This window comes from Bacillus sp. EAC, from assembly GCF_002156875.1.
In the GTDB taxonomy this organism is placed as follows: Bacteria; Bacillota; Bacilli; order Bacillales; family Bacillaceae_G; genus Gottfriedia.
Genome location: NZ_NCSY01000007.1, coordinates 158476 through 173058, shown reverse-complemented (window position 1 = coordinate 173058; position 14583 = coordinate 158476). Strand labels below are relative to the sequence as shown.

Genomic DNA, 14583 nt, shown 5'->3' with positions numbered 1-14583 from the left:
GAGACAAAATATACTTTGTAACTTAATATAAGAAGCATTTATTTATTAATTTAGCATTTACCGAGAATTTTGCAAGAAAGGATCGGTTTATTTAAATTTTACTGCTATAATATTAAAAATGAAGGAGTGGTACATTTGAAAGAAATAATTATCAAACTTACAGAAATTTTAAATAATATCCATGATATTATTCAATTATATGTTAGTGACAAATTGAATCTAGAATTAAGTGATAAAGACTTACATTTTTGGATAATGGGTATAATAGGAATTACTGCATTTATCTTAGTTCTTATTTTATCTAAATTAATATCAAAAATGCCATTTGGGATTACAATACTTTCGTTCCTTTACACTTTTACATTCATGGTAGTTTTAGTTTTTGCGATTGAAATTCAACAAGCAATTACAAACCGAGGTCACATGGAATTTCAAGACGCAGTTATAGGATTATGGGGTTTCATAGTGTTTTTCTTATGTTTTGCATTAATTTCTTCTATCTTCCTACTAACTAAAAAAATATTAAAAACACTATTTAAAAATGATTCTAAAAAAAATATTAATATATAAATTACTATTTTAAAAGCACCGTAACAATGGTGCTTTTTTTTATTTGGAAATAGTTTGTTCACTCAATATTTTGCAACAAAAGAAGATGCAACAATCATCAACGTGACTTCCGGTTTAACTTTTACACCATTTGTCTTTGCTCCAATTTATTCAGCTACGAAAGCTGCACTACATTCATTTACGATGAGCCTAAGACACCAACTTAGTGATACGTCTATAGAAGTGATAGAAGTTGCGCCTCCAGCGGTGAATCAGATTTGGGTGGAGCTGGGTTACACACTCATGGGGTACCATTAGATGAATTCGCAGATGGTATTTTCAAAGGATTCGAAGAGCGAAAAAAAGAGATTGGATATGGGACTTCATTGGCTCGCTTACGAATGTCAAGAGATGAAATTGACGAACATGTAGAAAATATGTATATGACTTTGAAAAACACAATTGTATAACAGTTAATACTAAAAAGGTGTTACTACGATATCGGTGCACTTTCGAAGTTTTCAACCAAAATGACAATTGCTTAATCATAATAACAAAGTAAAACTCGCCACAGTATAGGCGAGCTTTCTTTGTTATAGTTATAACCTTCAATTAAACAAAAGAGATAAGGCGTGCTGAATTATTTCCGCCAAAAATTCGTATAATCTGCTTTATCCTGAATATTAAATTCAATCATTTTCTCAAGCAAATCGTAATTTACTTGTTCATTCCATGGAATTTTAAACAAGCCTTTTGTAGCGCTGTACCCGGCCTTTTTAATATCATCAGCAAAGTGCGAAATCCCTATTTCTTCAGGTGCGACGCTTAAATGATGCTTTGCAGTGGAAAAACCTATGATAAATGTTCCGTGATTAGAAAACATTGGTGTATTCCACTTGATTTGTGGTTCTAAATTTGGGAATTTATTTACAACCCACTCCAAAATTTCATTTGTTCGATAGAGATGGTCTGGATTATCGATCCCTGCTAAATATTCTGCAAAAACTTCCATGTCTTCCTCCTTCATATTATTCATATACATGTAAAGGTCAAAAATGTTGCTCTATATGGCCCTTTAATTCACTAAAGAAAATGTCTTACAACTTTGCTTTTTACACAAACACATGTATAAGTTTACTATAAATTATTTTAACACCTTACATGTTTACGTTTGAAACCAAGTAACCCTCTATCTACATCCTTTTGTATATTTTCTGAAGCTAGCAGGATGCTGTTTTTTTTCTTATCTCGCCTGATTTCAACTGGTCCAATAGCCTTTGCGGTTTCAACTGCTTTATCATGTTGTGGTAAGTATGATATCCCGACAGTGTACACAAAATTATTCATAGCGGATTTCGTTCGATCAGGAGAATTGTGGATCGTATTTTTCACTTGATCAAGCATACCGCTAATCTTGCTAGTGATAAATTCAGTGTCCGGGCGATTACCTAAAAGCCAGCAGTAACAACTCCAACCTGCAGACATTTTAAGTTCTTCACCGCTTGCGATCCATTTATCCGCAACATCTTGTGCAAATTCGGTTTCAGCTAAAGTTACCGCTACCACAAAATCTGATAGCATATAAAAATACGCAGCATCAATCCAACGCTGAAAATCTGATTCAGTCATTTTCATTGGGTCAGCAATTACTCCTGCGAAATACATCGCATCGTAGTTCCCGGTGGCGTATAGTTGGTCAGCCAAAGTCTGATTTTTCTTGATTTTCTTTGCAATCGGCTTCATAGCGCCTGTAGCTACACCAAAGAGCGGCTCAATTGCTCCATTACTTATGTAAGTCTTTTTAATACGTTCCTTGCCAAGCGCTTCCAATTCCATCATAACCATTTCCAAATCCATCGTTTTGCACTTCCCTTCTAAATATACCAAGTTCATTGTAACCAACTAGAAACGCTTTTTTTCAATGTTTTAATTGAATAAGTTAAATTCAATATGAAATTTTAAAATTAGTTTGTTTGAAGTTAATAAGATCGGGCGAGACGAAATCCAAGGTCATCGATATAAAATGTCGGATGGCTGCGACGACGACAAGTAGCCCCACATCCCCTTGCTTCTTCAGCCCAGGAACCGCCTCGAAAGATACGGTAAGCTCCGTACGCTTGCTCATCATATAAATCCCAACACCACTCCCAAACATTACCAATCATATCATATAGTCCCCATGGGTTCGGTTCTTTTCTTCCTACTTCATGAATTCTGCCACCAGAATTTTCATAATACCAAGCAATTTTGTCGAGCTCTCCGTATCTATAACCAGTAGTCCCTGCTTTACATGCATATTGCCACTCTGCTTCTGAAGGTAGTCGATAACCATCTGATTCCCTATCAAATATAATATTTTTTCCATCTTTACTTGTAGAATAACAGTTTTTCAGTCCCTTTTCCTGTGAAAGCAGATTACAAAAAGAAATTGCATCATTCCAAGAAATATTCACAATTGGTTTTAATTTTTCATTAAAAGAATTGGGCGATTGATTTGTAATTGCATAGTATACATCCGTCGTTACAGGAAAACGACCAATAAGAAACGGTTCTATTTCAACATTCCATTTTCTTTTTATTCTATCGTCTCTTAATTTCACTTCTCCCCCAGGAATTTTTATCATTGGGTAGTCGATATAATTCTTTATCATTTGACAACCTACCTTTCTCCAAATGATGTTACAAATTCCACTTAGTTCAGAGCTATTGAAACAAATAATAGATATCATAAAAAGATTTTCACGATTGTTTTTCTTTTACTATCATTATTCATAAATAATTACAAATTTTTCTTTTACTAGTTACAAAAGAGATTATCAAAATTCTTTTTACAACATCTGTACCTGCTAAATAGAATCAGTGTTTACTTTACTAAACACACATTTTTTATTTTAAATAGTTTAATATTCCATTTTTTTTTTTTAGTTTTGCCAATGTAAAGAATCCGTCGTAATTTGTTAACACAATGACTATATCATTCTTCTCAAAAATTGATTAGCTCCTAATTGATCTTTGGCAAACTTTAATTCCATAAGATAAAGAGTCCCAGATGCGACTTTTTTGGTTTGAAATTATCTTGTTTATTAAATCACTGGAAATTAGTTTTCGGTATTGTTGGAGCTGAGTTTATTTTTTTCTTCCCAAAATTGAATAAGCGCTTCGTGCATTTCTTTTGGTTTTTCAATCGTAATCCAATCTATGCTACCACTATATCTCCAAATAATATTTTTGAACGGGAGCTTATGTCTCAATCTAACTTGCTCTTGTTTATAAATGAATACCCGTATATATGTTGATTTTGTAAACATGTCATTTTGCGATTCATAAAATTCGATATTTTCAATTTCATTCCAAAATATTTTGTTTCCTTCAAAATCAACTACTACACACTCATCATCCCAATAGATTCCTTCTCCTTTTTTTCTCGAAAGAAACATAGAGTATGAGCACCAAAATAAAAAATAAGTAAATGCAATTAAACCAATCAAAATGAAAATATTTGAAACAGTAAAACTACCTTTACTAGCTGATAACATGATTGTAAAAAAGAGTGAAATGAAACCTATTATGATGAAAAAATATATCAATTGAACTTTCGCCTTATAAACTCTCATTATTTTTTTTGCCCCCAAAATTCTAGATGTACTTAAATTATATAATAGAAATAAAAAGGCAAGGTGCTTTTTTAAAACTGAGAAGGTATATTTATAGGTGAATTAGCAATATCAATAAAGTTAATTTAAATATTAAATAATAAATTAGGATTGCACAGAGCAACGCATTTTTTAAAGACTATAAAAACTAAGCCCATAATAGATTTTTTAACCACTTGTCACCCTCAAAACTATATTTTAATCTTACGTGCTTACGATCTTCATCAGCTTGCCAGAACTCCACCTCTTTTGCAATTACTCGATACAAAGTCCAAGAAGGAAACACTAAATTTGGATTATGTTTTAAAATATCAATTTGTTTATTTAGTGCTTCATCTAATTCATGTTGTTCTTTTAAGATTGAACTCTGTTGGCCAAGCAAAGCTATTCCTCGTGCTACAGTACTTCGGCCTAAAAAGTCTCGGGCACTTAATTTTTTATCCATTTTAGTGGCACTTCCACGTATTCTGACTTGTCTTCCAATTAGTGACCAATAAAAAGTCATAGCTACATTTGGATTAATATCTATCTGTTTGCCTTTTACACTTTGTGAACTTGATGCAAAATACCACCCATATTGATCAACATCTTTAATAATCAAAACCCTAGCATCTGGAAGTCCATTATGGTCAGTTGTTGAAAGTGTCATTGCGTGAGGTTCATGTACACCATAATCAATTGCCTCTTGAAACCATTCTAAAAAAAGTTCATTTGGATAATCCGACGTTTTATTAGTATTAAATTCATGAAAGGGTCCTTTAAGCGTTTTACTTTGTCTTATAACTTTCCTAATGTCGTCCATATAAATCCTCCAAATAATCAATTAACCAAATAAATAATTAAGACATTCGCTATTTTTTTCAACTAATCTGCTAAATCATAAAAAGATTTATTATGGACCCCTATATCCACTCTTTTCCATATTCACGAATAAATTTAATATCGTTTTGATAATGTTCAAGATGCCCTTCATCTATCATCTTTTGAAAAGCAACGTCACCTTCACTGGCAATTCTTGTAATTGTTTTACATATACCTTCTAATCGTAGCAATACCATTTCTAAAAGATTTCCTTCTATTTCCTCACCGTAAGATTCAAAAAACAACGCAATTCTTTGTTTAAATTTATTAGCATGCTGTGATGAATTATAATAAACTTTCTCCCCAGCTTCAGATTGATAAAATCTACTTAAGGGGACGCAAGTATAAAGAGTATAAGCTATATCCCAAAGTCTTGGACCCGGCCCAGCAACATCAAAATCAATAATACCTATTGGTCTTTCATTATTAAAAATTATGTTGTATATTGCAAAATCATTATGGCATAGTACCTCATTTTGATGTGGAGTATTATCTATCGATTGCCAGTTATCATCAAATGAAAAATCACTCACAGAATCATGATAAAGTCGCAGCATTTTCGCTATTTCTATTAAAACATCATCAGACCACATGTATTCTTTTAAAGGATAATTACCGGCTTCTCCTTCTATAAATGATAAGATTTCTCTTCCTTTATCATCAATGCCTATAAACTTTGGTGCATAACTGAAACCTTTATTCTCCAAATGCTTTAATAGCTTATGAATTTTAAGACTATCTGACTTTAAATCTCGTCGCACAGTATCTCCCGAACGATAAACGTTTGAGACATTCCCTCCTGATAGCATTTCTTCATTTTCATGGTTTGACATCTATATCCCTCCTAATATGACTTTCTACAACCTGTTTATCAAATCCTTTTTGTTCAACTAAGCTTTCGATTAGTAAAACAAACTGGTTCCGGTATACTGACACGCTAGGCACAAGTTATATGTTTGATAATGATTCTTCTTAACTGGATGAAGAAAAGAAAGTCATTTAGAGAATACGATATTAAGAGGAAAACATTATATTTATTGAGGTGAAAAATACATTAAAGAATCTTTAAAAGAAAGAAATCGATCAAAAGTTACGAATCGTGGATTGACATATATGTTTGGTAAATAAGTAGTCAATTTTAGCTTGTATTCAAAAAAACTAGTAATTCAGAACTAATAAGTTATTCTATTAAGTGAAGATACGAAATAACAATTATTCAAATTGTATAAATAAAAGGACATCACATAATTAAGATGTAATGTCCTTTGTATTCAACTAAGGTATACCTTTGTTGAATGAGATTATTAGGTGCTCCAGATGGACTAAACCACTCTAAAATACAAAAGTAGCAGATAGTAATTGATTGCCAAATTGTTTGCTTAGTGTTTAGCTCCAGCGCTCTAATTTTTTCAAGAATTTTTTTGTATACATTTTATTTAGAAAAAATTTTTCAATTCGATTCATATCTGATTCTTGAAACCTTTTTAAACTGAATGCATAAAATTCATCGAAAGTTACATCAGGATGAATCCATGCTCCATTTTCGTAACAATGATGACAGTATTTTTCTGATGGTCTTCCATCCTTTTCAGTTCCAAAGTCAGTTGATCCTTTCAAGGGCATGCCACAGCTTTGACACAGGTTTGTTTTTGCCATTTTTATTCCTCCGATTTTGTTAAGTTTTTAAGTTGTAAACATTAGAATTTAAGAATTTAATCTGATTTTACGATCAACTTCAATCACTTGGTTATCAACAAAAGACACTAAATGGTGTCCTATTTGCTATCTAAATTACGACACTTTTCATGTCTTGTCAAGCTTTCCAATGATAAAATCTCACGCGTGCTTCAGTTGAATAAGGAAACACCAGCTTAAGACTTTAAAAATTGCCTCCAGACACATACATTGTCATCTCACGTTGCAAATGAATAATGAAGACAAAAACAAAATAACAATAACTTCTATATTAATATTTTTCATGGATTTGCTATCAAATTATGCTTATATCTCTCTTCTATAATTTCTTTTAATAAAATTAAATTATCTATAATAATGTCTGCTTCTATCAATTCTTCTTCTTGCGCAAAGTCAAATTTACAACCAACTGCGAGTAAGGCATTCTCTTTGGCTGCATTAAAATCAGATAATCTGTCACCAACAACTATTCCATCCTCTATTGAATGAGTTTCGATTATATTTTTTACAAGTTCAGTTTTATCTAATGATTCGATTTGCTGAATACTATAAACATCCATTAACCAATGATTTAATTGGTAAAATTTGATAATAGCATTTAGATATTCCGTTAAGCCATTACTCGCTATAAAGATTGGTATATTTTTTTTAGATAGAAACTCAAAAATTTCTATCACATTTGGATATAATCCACCATTTCCAACTTCAATATTTTCCACTAATTTTTGATGGAAAATATCGTTAGCATAAATTCTTACTTCATCTGAATGATCAGGCAATAAATTTTCCCATACAACGGGTAATGGTACACCCATTATCTGTTTGTATTTATCTATTGGAGTTAACCCAATCCATAAATCCTTCATTCGTAATTTATCAAATGTGTCAACAAGTGATATTTCTAATATTTTGTCAGTTTGAAACAAGGTACCATCCATGTCAAAAATTACTGCATTTTTCATTTTTCCACCCCGAAATTTGAATTAATCATTCGTAAAAATTCATTATTTTTCCATTTTTTCTATTAAGAATATTTTATATTAAAAAAAATCATATCGATATAGTAAAGAATTAGTCTTCTTATTGAACTAAATTGCCAGATAATCGAAATACAAAAAGTGCTTCTACTTAAGCCTCATTGTATAAAGAAGCCTCCTTTACTTTATCTAGTGGTATACAGGCAGATTATTTGTAAATAATAAGCTTGTTAAATGATAAATTAAGGAGGATATATATGCCACAGGATTACAAAGCTAAAGGGAATATGAGTTCTAATACGAATTCAGAATTCGCCAAAACTGATCCACAAAAAGTAAAACAAGAAATTCAAAATGATGTAAACGCAGGACAAGGTGCAATGACTTCCCGAGAAGCAGGAGCTATGCGCGATTAAAAACCACTAATCCTTATATATGTAAGACATCTATTTATCTGAATATAAAGCTGTATCTCTGATTACTTTGTAATTATTGATACAGCTTTTTTATTTCCCTCGTTTAGTAGAATACCTCATAGTCACTTTGAAATAACCATTGAAAGATTAAAAAAAGTCAGATTCTACATGATAGAATCTGACTTTTTTAGTTAATTATGCTTTTTTAACATTAGTTGCCTGTGGTCCGCGTTGCCCTTGTTCTACTTCAAAAGTAACTGCTTGACCTTCATCTAATGATTTGAATCCGTCAGTTTGAATTGCTGAGAAGTGAACGAATACATCGTCACCATTTTCACGTTCGATGAATCCAAACCCTTTTTCTGCATTAAACCATTTTACTTTACCATGTTCCAATATTGCTACCTCCTTGTGTGTTATACACACATTTTAATATTTCAATTTTAACAATATCGTAAAAGATAATCAAATCCCCCTAAATTTTTGTTAAATATTTAAGCATTATAGTCATTTTGCAGACCATTAAAAACTTCATTGAAACTATAAAATTCGTCTTATTTTCTCATCTCAAAATTTATGGTTTCACAAATAATTGCTTTTTCTTGTAAAACTGCTTCATTTCTATCAAATCAGTAATTAAAAGGTATTGAAATCAAAAAATACATCCTTTTTCCTTACTTAAAACTATAGTTATATGACATTGAGATAGGTAAGCATTAGGAAATTTTGGTAAATCTGTTTTAATGACCTCTTATATTTAATCAAAACGTACCGTATCTAAACCATCCAATATATCCTCTAATTCAGTTAGGAAATTTAGTTTTACAGGATCAGGAATTTTCTCCATCCATTTTTTCACTTCAGGTAACTCCTCAGCATCCTCTATATTCGTTGGTTTTGGGTCAAGTGTTTCCCACCATTTCTTCAATTCATCAATAAATTCATAAAAATAGCGCTCAAACCTTTCTGCCCATTCTGCTCCTTCATCATCTGTAGTTTTTTGCATCATACTCCAGGCTTCCATCGCTGTTTCAAAGTATTCATCTATCTTATTCATATAGAGCTCCTTCCTTCATAGATCCCAAAAATTTTAGGCTCTATCTTCCACTATCTTAAGCTCAAACTTGCTTTAGTTGCATTATACATATCTACTTTATGCATATTTTATTTACAAGACCGCTCCAATAGATTTTTTCTAATTTCAAATAAAAAACCAGTTAGTCTCAGCCATGAGTTATCTTTGTGAAGAATTAATTGTTTAAGTCTACTTCCTTCAAAAAGCCTCCAATCACTCGCATATACTCTTCTGGCTCTTCTATGTACGGCATATGTGCACTTTGCTCGAATACGTGGAATTTTCCATTCGGTGTTAGTGTGCTGAATAATTCGGTTGATTTAGGCGTTGCTTCATCATACCGCCCACAAGTATATATAGTTGGAACATGAATGTCTTTTAATTGCGACGTACAGTCAAAATCCTTTAAGTTTCCGGTCACGTGAAACTCAGATGGACCCCACATAACATTGTAAACCCCCGGATTTCTGTAATGTGCTCCTTTTTTCAGAAATTCTGGATACGGGTCTAATCTGCAAACGAAATGCTTATTAAATACCGAGGTAGCTTTCTTGTAGTCCTCTGACTCAGTTGTTCCTTTTTCCTCACAACTTTTTAATGTTTGTTGAACATCAATTGGTAGTAGTTTCCTATTTCTTTCCTGATCCTCTGCCCATAATGGAGCGCTTAAACATGGGCTTGAAAAGATAATACTATTCACGCCTTCTGGATTGGCTAAATAATAAGCGGCAGCAAGTGTTGTCCCCCATGAGTGACCGAGTATATGATACTTATCAAGAGAAAGCGCTTCTCGAATTTGCCCTAATTCCTCGACAAACCGATCAATATTCCATAAAGAAGTGTCAGTTGGCCGATCAGACTTCCCGCATCCCAACTGATCATAAAAAATAACTGGACGATCTTCTGATAGTAATTGCAACCCCTGCAATGAATAATGCGATGAACCAGGTCCTCCATGCAAAACAATAACAGGTGTACTTTTTGTATTTGTATCATGAACCTGATACCACACCTTCCCACCTGTTACATCAATAAATCCCTCTTTTACAGTCATTTATTTCACTCCTTTTATCATGCGTCTATTTATATTATCAGATAAAATGATTGAAATATGAAGGAGAAAACATTTTTCATCGACCTTTTTTTACAAATTCATTCATAAAAAAGCCGATCTCCACATTTGGAGAATCGGCCATATTGATCTATAGAATAGAGCAGGATCGGTAACTATGAATTATAAAGTGTGCACCACCGATTGAGTTTGCCTTCAACTTTTTGTCACAATGAAAAGATTGAAAGACACTGCTTTAGTAATCACTGGAACGTTCCTATTGGATTATATGATTAGAAAGTTTTCACCAATTATAATAATTCGATATACCCTTCTGTTCCATGAACCCGAATTCGTTGTCCGTCTTTAATCAGTTTGGTGGCATTTTCCACTCCGACAACTGCTGGTAGTCCATATTCACGCGCGATAACTGCACCATGGGTCATCAGCCCACCAACTTCGGTGACCAGGCCTTTAATGGATACAAACAATGGTGTCCAACTAGGGTCAGTGAAGGTGGTTACTAATATATCTCCATCTTCTAGCTCCGCATCTTCCATGTTTAAGATGACACGTGCTCTTCCTTCTATAACTCCAGAAGAAACAGGTAGACCGACAATAGCACCCGGTGGGAGATTTTCTCGTTTATATTCACCTACAATGATTTCTCCATCAGAGGTGATGACACGTGGTGGGGTTAGTTTTTTATATAATTTGTACTCTTCTTTTCTTTTCTTGACGATCTCGTAATCTAGTTTATTTGTGCGTACTACTTCGTGAAGTTCTTCAAGAGTGAGATAGTATATATCTTCTTTTTCAAGTATAACGTTGGCTTTTAAGAGTTGTTCAGCTTCTTTCATTAAAGCCTTCTTATAAACGAAATAGCGGCTAACAAATCCGTATTTTGGATATTCGCGATAACCGATAAAATTACGGATTAGGTCGATCTTTCTTTTTGTTTCTTTGGCTTTTTGTTCACCATCCGATAATTGCATCAATCGAGCTAATAAATCTTGTTCTTTTGCCAAAGCTTCAAGTCGCCCTTGCTCAAATTTACTCCTACTAGCATTAGGCTCAAAGTTTTTGATATTATTTAGAATCATGGGGACAAGAGTAACTGGTTTTTCGCTCCAACGAGTTCTAGTAATATCGATTTCTCCGACACATCGCATTCCGTATTTGTTGAGATAATTATAGAAAGCGTCTTGGGTTTCCTTTCCACCATCAAAATTAACAAGTTCATCTAAAAAGTTATCATCTTTTACATGTTGTAAGTAATCAATAACTTCTGGAAAAGGACGAATCACATCTGCCAAATCTAATAGCGCTAGACCCATTTCTGAAGTAATATTGTTAGGGACGGATTGAGAAAGTGTGTCTGCTGCGTTTTTTTCACCTAACCACTCGTTCATTTTTTCATTGATCCAAGATGAAGCATTTATAGCAGCCATAAATACAGCTGAACTTTTTGGGTCAAATAAAATCCTTTTTAATTGCTGTATATCTTCTAGAATGAAATCTATTAATTCCACTCCTGATTTCCTTTTGATATTTTGTTTTAACTCTTCTATGGATGTTTGACTACTATTAATCAAATCAGAAACTATTGTCGGGTTGTTTTCGATTTGTGTTTGAGAATCTGTAGGCGAAACATTTTTACTGATTTTATCGGAACTCTGTTCTTGCTTATCACTCGGTAAAGATTTTATGAAATCTCCTCGCTCTATTATGGTAATGAGTGCATCTTTCATGAGTGGGTCGTGTTGCCCCATCGCATCTAAAATCTTTTTTCTGCTGTCAGGTGAAGCCAACAAATGTGTGACCTCAACAAACAACCTCCCACCAGCTTTAAACCTAGGACCAAAAGATGTTAACTGGAATAAAGACATCCCCAATGGTTTCAAGGGGTCGGTCATCATTTGTTGATGACCGACAGATACATAAACGTGATTGTCTCCGCCATTGGGTTCTGGAATAGGGTATAAAGTGGTGATTGGGCGACTCTGAACAATATAAAATGTATTATCAACCAAACACCATTCGACATCTTGCGGGCTACCAAAATAAGCTTCTATCTGTTTTCCAATGCGTGCTAGATCTAAAATTTGTTTATCAGTTAGTGTTTGAGTTTGTTGCTGATCAGGATCGATTTGTTGTGTCTTTGTTCCGCCTTCTTTTTGTCCATAGATAGCCAATTTTTTTGTTACTATCTTCTTACCGACGATTTCCCCATTCTGTACTTTATAACAATCGGGAGAAATTAAACCAGAAACCAGTGCTTCTCCAAGTCCAAAACTGGCATCGATTGATAGCAATTTTCTGTTGGAAGTAACTGGATCAGCAGTAAATAAAATCCCTGAAGCCTGTGGGAAAACCATTCTTTGAATTATAACGGATAAATAAACTTGACTGTGGTCAAATCCATTTTGAATGCGATAAATAACAGCGCGATCAGTAAATAGTGAAGCCCAACATTTGCTGATATGGTGTAAGATTGCTTCTTTGCCGATGATATTTAAAAAGGTGTCTTGCTGACCAGCAAAAGAGGCATGCGGTAAATCTTCAGCAGTCGCACTAGAACGCACTGCATAAGCATATTCCTCGTCAAACTGGGAGAGATAGTCAGTAACTGTTTTCGCAATATCGGAGGGAATTTCTACTTCCATAATGATTTGTCGTATCTTCCTGCTGATTTCACCTATTTGATCTCGATCTTCTACTTTTAGCATTGTTAGTTGATCCAACAAAGCACGATACAATTCGTTTTGTTCGATGGCTGCTTGATATCCTACTGTTGTAACACAAAAGCCTTCTGGTACTTCTATTCCTTGAATTTTTGATAATTCCGCTAAATTTATCCCTTTTCCACCAACGAGTAAAAGCTGTGTTTTTTCTATCTCCTGAAAACCGAGAACCAATGAACTCATGCAACATCTCTCCTAACCATTAATGTCTATTGATTTTAGCAGTCATAAATGAGAATAAACAGACTATAATAAACATTTTTTACATGTTATAATTAAATTAGGAGGAGTACAAAAATAACTAGTCCTTACAAAAATATAAACTAATGCCCCTGGTTCACCCCCTCGAAAGGAGCTCATTTACCTTTTTTAATCCACAAAAATCAATATGATTCTTTTTGAATTTTCCCATTATTCCGTATAAATTCCCTAAAATACATTTTATTTATATGATATTTCAAGCGCTCTTACTAAACTTGCCTATCTTTAAGTCAATTAAAAAGACCGCCGAAGCAGTCCACGGATGTTCAACTTTCTCTAGCATTAGTTGAATAATAATTAAACATTTTTAAAAGTCTGATCAATTTGATTACTGAGGATATAAGTTAAATTTGCCTCATTTCACTTACGGTTCAAAAACGGTAACAATTACTCCATCCATATTGTTACCCGAAATCTCATATTGGCTATTTCCCTGTACGTTAATCGTTTTTCTTTGAGAAATAGGGTAATAAGTAATCGTGTATTTTTTCCCATTATATCTAACCGAAATGTGTTTTTCTTTTTTAAGGTATTCTAAATATTCTTCTAAAGCAAAATTCTTTTCCTTCATAACCGCACTATGCGGCAAACCAACATAGCGAATATGCCAAGGTTCATATTGAATTCCTGTTACATCTGTTTTATCTTTTGGATAGCGTAAAATGAAACCATATTTCCAAGCATTTTTTTCTATCCACTTTCCTTCAGGTGCTTCAGCCATCTTCATTTGAGTTGATCCTACATCAAGAGATAAACCCAAATTGTGTTCGCTATAGCCGGCTGGTAAGGCATAGGCAGAACCCATTTCTTGATATAGTATACTTTGCTTCTCAAAGTCTCGAAAACCACTAGTAATGGAGTAATTTTCAACTCCATCTTTTTCCGCAGCGGTAATCATATCTGTAAATCTACTTGCTATATACTTTGACAAATAAATGTCGCTATCTTTCACGCCATATCCCTTTGTCATTTCATTTTGAGTTGATAAATTTATGACATCTGATTTAATACTTTCTGGGTGAACTGGGTATTCACTGTTGACCAAAAGCAGGTTTCCCTGATAGATATCTTCTTTTGTGATCTCATTTTTGGTGATATTTTCAGTAGTAGTACTATCCTCTACTTCATCATATGTATATTGACTATATTTTTGTATTTCTACTTTTGGTCCGAAAAAAGGTTCAATTTTCAAAAAAGATAAACACAAGCTCAATAGTAATAATAATAAAAATCCCCACTTCTTCATTTTTTTAGTTTCCTCCGTATTCTTCTTTGCTTTAAAGAATAGATAAAACTGTTTA

The 14583-nt window shown here is 33.3% G+C and carries 15 protein-coding genes and 1 pseudogene; 3 read left to right on the top strand and 13 right to left on the bottom strand.

Annotated features, from left to right (window positions below):
• The first annotated feature begins 135 nt into the window (after nt 1–135).
• Nucleotides 136–570: a hypothetical protein gene (locus tag B7R65_RS13935; protein WP_088043398.1), complete on the top strand. Its 435-nt coding sequence runs from the start codon at nt 136–138 to the stop codon at nt 568–570.
• A 54-nt stretch (nt 571–624) separates the two neighbouring features.
• Nucleotides 625–1019: pseudogene (locus B7R65_RS13930) on the top strand (SDR family NAD(P)-dependent oxidoreductase); the annotation flags it as partial.
• 170 nt (nt 1020–1189) lie between these two features.
• On the opposite strand, the gene B7R65_RS13925 reads toward B7R65_RS13930, so the two are convergent.
• The 8 genes from B7R65_RS13925 to B7R65_RS13890 all read right to left on the bottom strand — a co-directional run bounded on the left by B7R65_RS13925 (nt 1190) and on the right by B7R65_RS13890 (nt 7720).
• Nucleotides 1190–1561, bottom strand: coding sequence for an iron chaperone (locus B7R65_RS13925; RefSeq protein ID WP_088043397.1), 372 nt, complete (start codon nt 1559–1561; stop codon nt 1190–1192).
• 137 nt (nt 1562–1698) lie between these two features.
• A complete protein-coding gene (locus tag B7R65_RS13920; protein WP_088043396.1) occupies nt 1699–2406 on the bottom strand; it encodes a DNA alkylation repair protein in 708 nt (235 codons plus the stop codon).
• A 122-nt stretch (nt 2407–2528) separates the two neighbouring features.
• Nucleotides 2529–3200 carry a formylglycine-generating enzyme family protein gene (locus B7R65_RS13915; RefSeq protein ID WP_088043395.1) on the bottom strand — a complete coding sequence of 224 codons (672 nt, stop codon included), beginning with the start codon at nt 3198–3200 and terminating at the stop codon, nt 2529–2531.
• Nucleotides 3201–3647: 447 nt separating this feature from the next.
• Nucleotides 3648–4163 carry a hypothetical protein gene (locus B7R65_RS13910; protein WP_088043394.1) on the bottom strand — a complete coding sequence of 172 codons (516 nt, stop codon included), beginning with the start codon at nt 4161–4163 and terminating at the stop codon, nt 3648–3650.
• Nucleotides 4164–4350: 187 nt separating this feature from the next.
• Nucleotides 4351–5004 (bottom strand): pyridoxine/pyridoxamine 5'-phosphate oxidase, encoded by a 654-nt coding sequence (locus tag B7R65_RS13905; RefSeq protein WP_088043393.1) that lies wholly within the window; start codon nt 5002–5004, stop codon nt 4351–4353.
• Between the two features lie 100 nt (nt 5005–5104).
• Nucleotides 5105–5896 carry a phosphotransferase gene (locus B7R65_RS13900; RefSeq protein WP_088043392.1) on the bottom strand — a complete coding sequence of 264 codons (792 nt, stop codon included), beginning with the start codon at nt 5894–5896 and terminating at the stop codon, nt 5105–5107.
• Between the two features lie 553 nt (nt 5897–6449).
• Complete coding sequence (locus tag B7R65_RS13895; protein ID WP_088043391.1) at nt 6450–6719, bottom strand: zinc ribbon domain-containing protein; 270 nt, start codon at nt 6717–6719, stop codon at nt 6450–6452.
• Nucleotides 6720–7039: 320 nt separating this feature from the next.
• Nucleotides 7040–7720, bottom strand: a complete 681-nt coding sequence (locus B7R65_RS13890) for an HAD hydrolase-like protein (protein WP_088043390.1) — start codon at nt 7718–7720, stop codon at nt 7040–7042.
• Nucleotides 7721–7992: 272 nt separating this feature from the next.
• On the opposite strand from B7R65_RS13890, the gene B7R65_RS21365 reads away from it, so the two are divergent.
• Entirely contained in the window at nt 7993–8151 is a 159-nt protein-coding gene (locus B7R65_RS21365) for a hypothetical protein (protein WP_179194881.1), read from the top strand.
• 195 nt (nt 8152–8346) lie between these two features.
• Here the strand turns inward: B7R65_RS21365 and B7R65_RS13885 are convergent, their stop codons facing one another.
• The 5 genes from B7R65_RS13885 to vanY all read right to left on the bottom strand — a co-directional run bounded on the left by B7R65_RS13885 (nt 8347) and on the right by vanY (nt 14528).
• Nucleotides 8347–8547: a cold-shock protein gene (locus tag B7R65_RS13885; RefSeq protein ID WP_069032402.1), complete on the bottom strand. Its 201-nt coding sequence runs from the start codon at nt 8545–8547 to the stop codon at nt 8347–8349.
• A gap of 361 nt (nt 8548–8908) precedes the next feature.
• Nucleotides 8909–9208: a hypothetical protein gene (locus tag B7R65_RS13880; protein ID WP_088043389.1), complete on the bottom strand. Its 300-nt coding sequence runs from the start codon at nt 9206–9208 to the stop codon at nt 8909–8911.
• Nucleotides 9209–9401: 193 nt separating this feature from the next.
• Nucleotides 9402–10280, bottom strand: coding sequence for a proline iminopeptidase-family hydrolase (locus tag B7R65_RS13875; protein WP_088043388.1), 879 nt, complete (start codon nt 10278–10280; stop codon nt 9402–9404).
• Between the two features lie 308 nt (nt 10281–10588).
• The gene (gene ppsA, locus B7R65_RS13870) at nt 10589–13204 is read right to left on the bottom strand and encodes a phosphoenolpyruvate synthase (RefSeq protein WP_088043387.1); all 2616 of its coding nucleotides are present in this window, start codon (nt 13202–13204) and stop codon (nt 10589–10591) included.
• A 442-nt stretch (nt 13205–13646) separates the two neighbouring features.
• The gene (vanY, locus tag B7R65_RS13865) at nt 13647–14528 is read right to left on the bottom strand and encodes a VanY-A/VanY-F/VanY-M family D-Ala-D-Ala carboxypeptidase (RefSeq protein ID WP_088043386.1); all 882 of its coding nucleotides are present in this window, start codon (nt 14526–14528) and stop codon (nt 13647–13649) included.
• Between the last annotated feature and the right edge of the window lie 55 nt (nt 14529–14583).

Bases quoted from the DNA above. Each gene is read 5' to 3' on its own strand.
- B7R65_RS13890 (WP_088043390.1), bottom strand. From the start codon at position 7,720: ATGAAAAATGCAGTAATTTTTGACATGGATGGTACCTTGTTTCAAACT.
- B7R65_RS21365 (WP_179194881.1), top strand. From the start codon at position 7,993: ATGCCACAGGATTACAAAGCTAAAGGGAATATGAGTTCTAATACGAAT.
- B7R65_RS13880 (WP_088043389.1), bottom strand. From the start codon at position 9,208: ATGAATAAGATAGATGAATACTTTGAAACAGCGATGGAAGCCTGGAGT.
- B7R65_RS13920 (WP_088043396.1), bottom strand. From the start codon at position 2,406: ATGGATTTGGAAATGGTTATGATGGAATTGGAAGCGCTTGGCAAGGAA.
- vanY (WP_088043386.1), bottom strand. From the start codon at position 14,528: ATGAAGAAGTGGGGATTTTTATTATTATTACTATTGAGCTTGTGTTTA.
- B7R65_RS13905 (WP_088043393.1), bottom strand. From the start codon at position 5,004: ATGGACGACATTAGGAAAGTTATAAGACAAAGTAAAACGCTTAAAGGA.
- B7R65_RS13900 (WP_088043392.1), bottom strand. From the start codon at position 5,896: ATGTCAAACCATGAAAATGAAGAAATGCTATCAGGAGGGAATGTCTCA.
- B7R65_RS13875 (WP_088043388.1), bottom strand. From the start codon at position 10,280: ATGACTGTAAAAGAGGGATTTATTGATGTAACAGGTGGGAAGGTGTGG.
- B7R65_RS13910 (WP_088043394.1), bottom strand. From the start codon at position 4,163: ATGAGAGTTTATAAGGCGAAAGTTCAATTGATATATTTTTTCATCATA.
- B7R65_RS13915 (WP_088043395.1), bottom strand. From the start codon at position 3,200: ATGATAAAGAATTATATCGACTACCCAATGATAAAAATTCCTGGGGGA.
- ppsA (WP_088043387.1), bottom strand. From the start codon at position 13,204: ATGAGTTCATTGGTTCTCGGTTTTCAGGAGATAGAAAAAACACAGCTT.
- B7R65_RS13925 (WP_088043397.1), bottom strand. From the start codon at position 1,561: ATGGAAGTTTTTGCAGAATATTTAGCAGGGATCGATAATCCAGACCAT.
- B7R65_RS13895 (WP_088043391.1), bottom strand. From the start codon at position 6,719: ATGGCAAAAACAAACCTGTGTCAAAGCTGTGGCATGCCCTTGAAAGGA.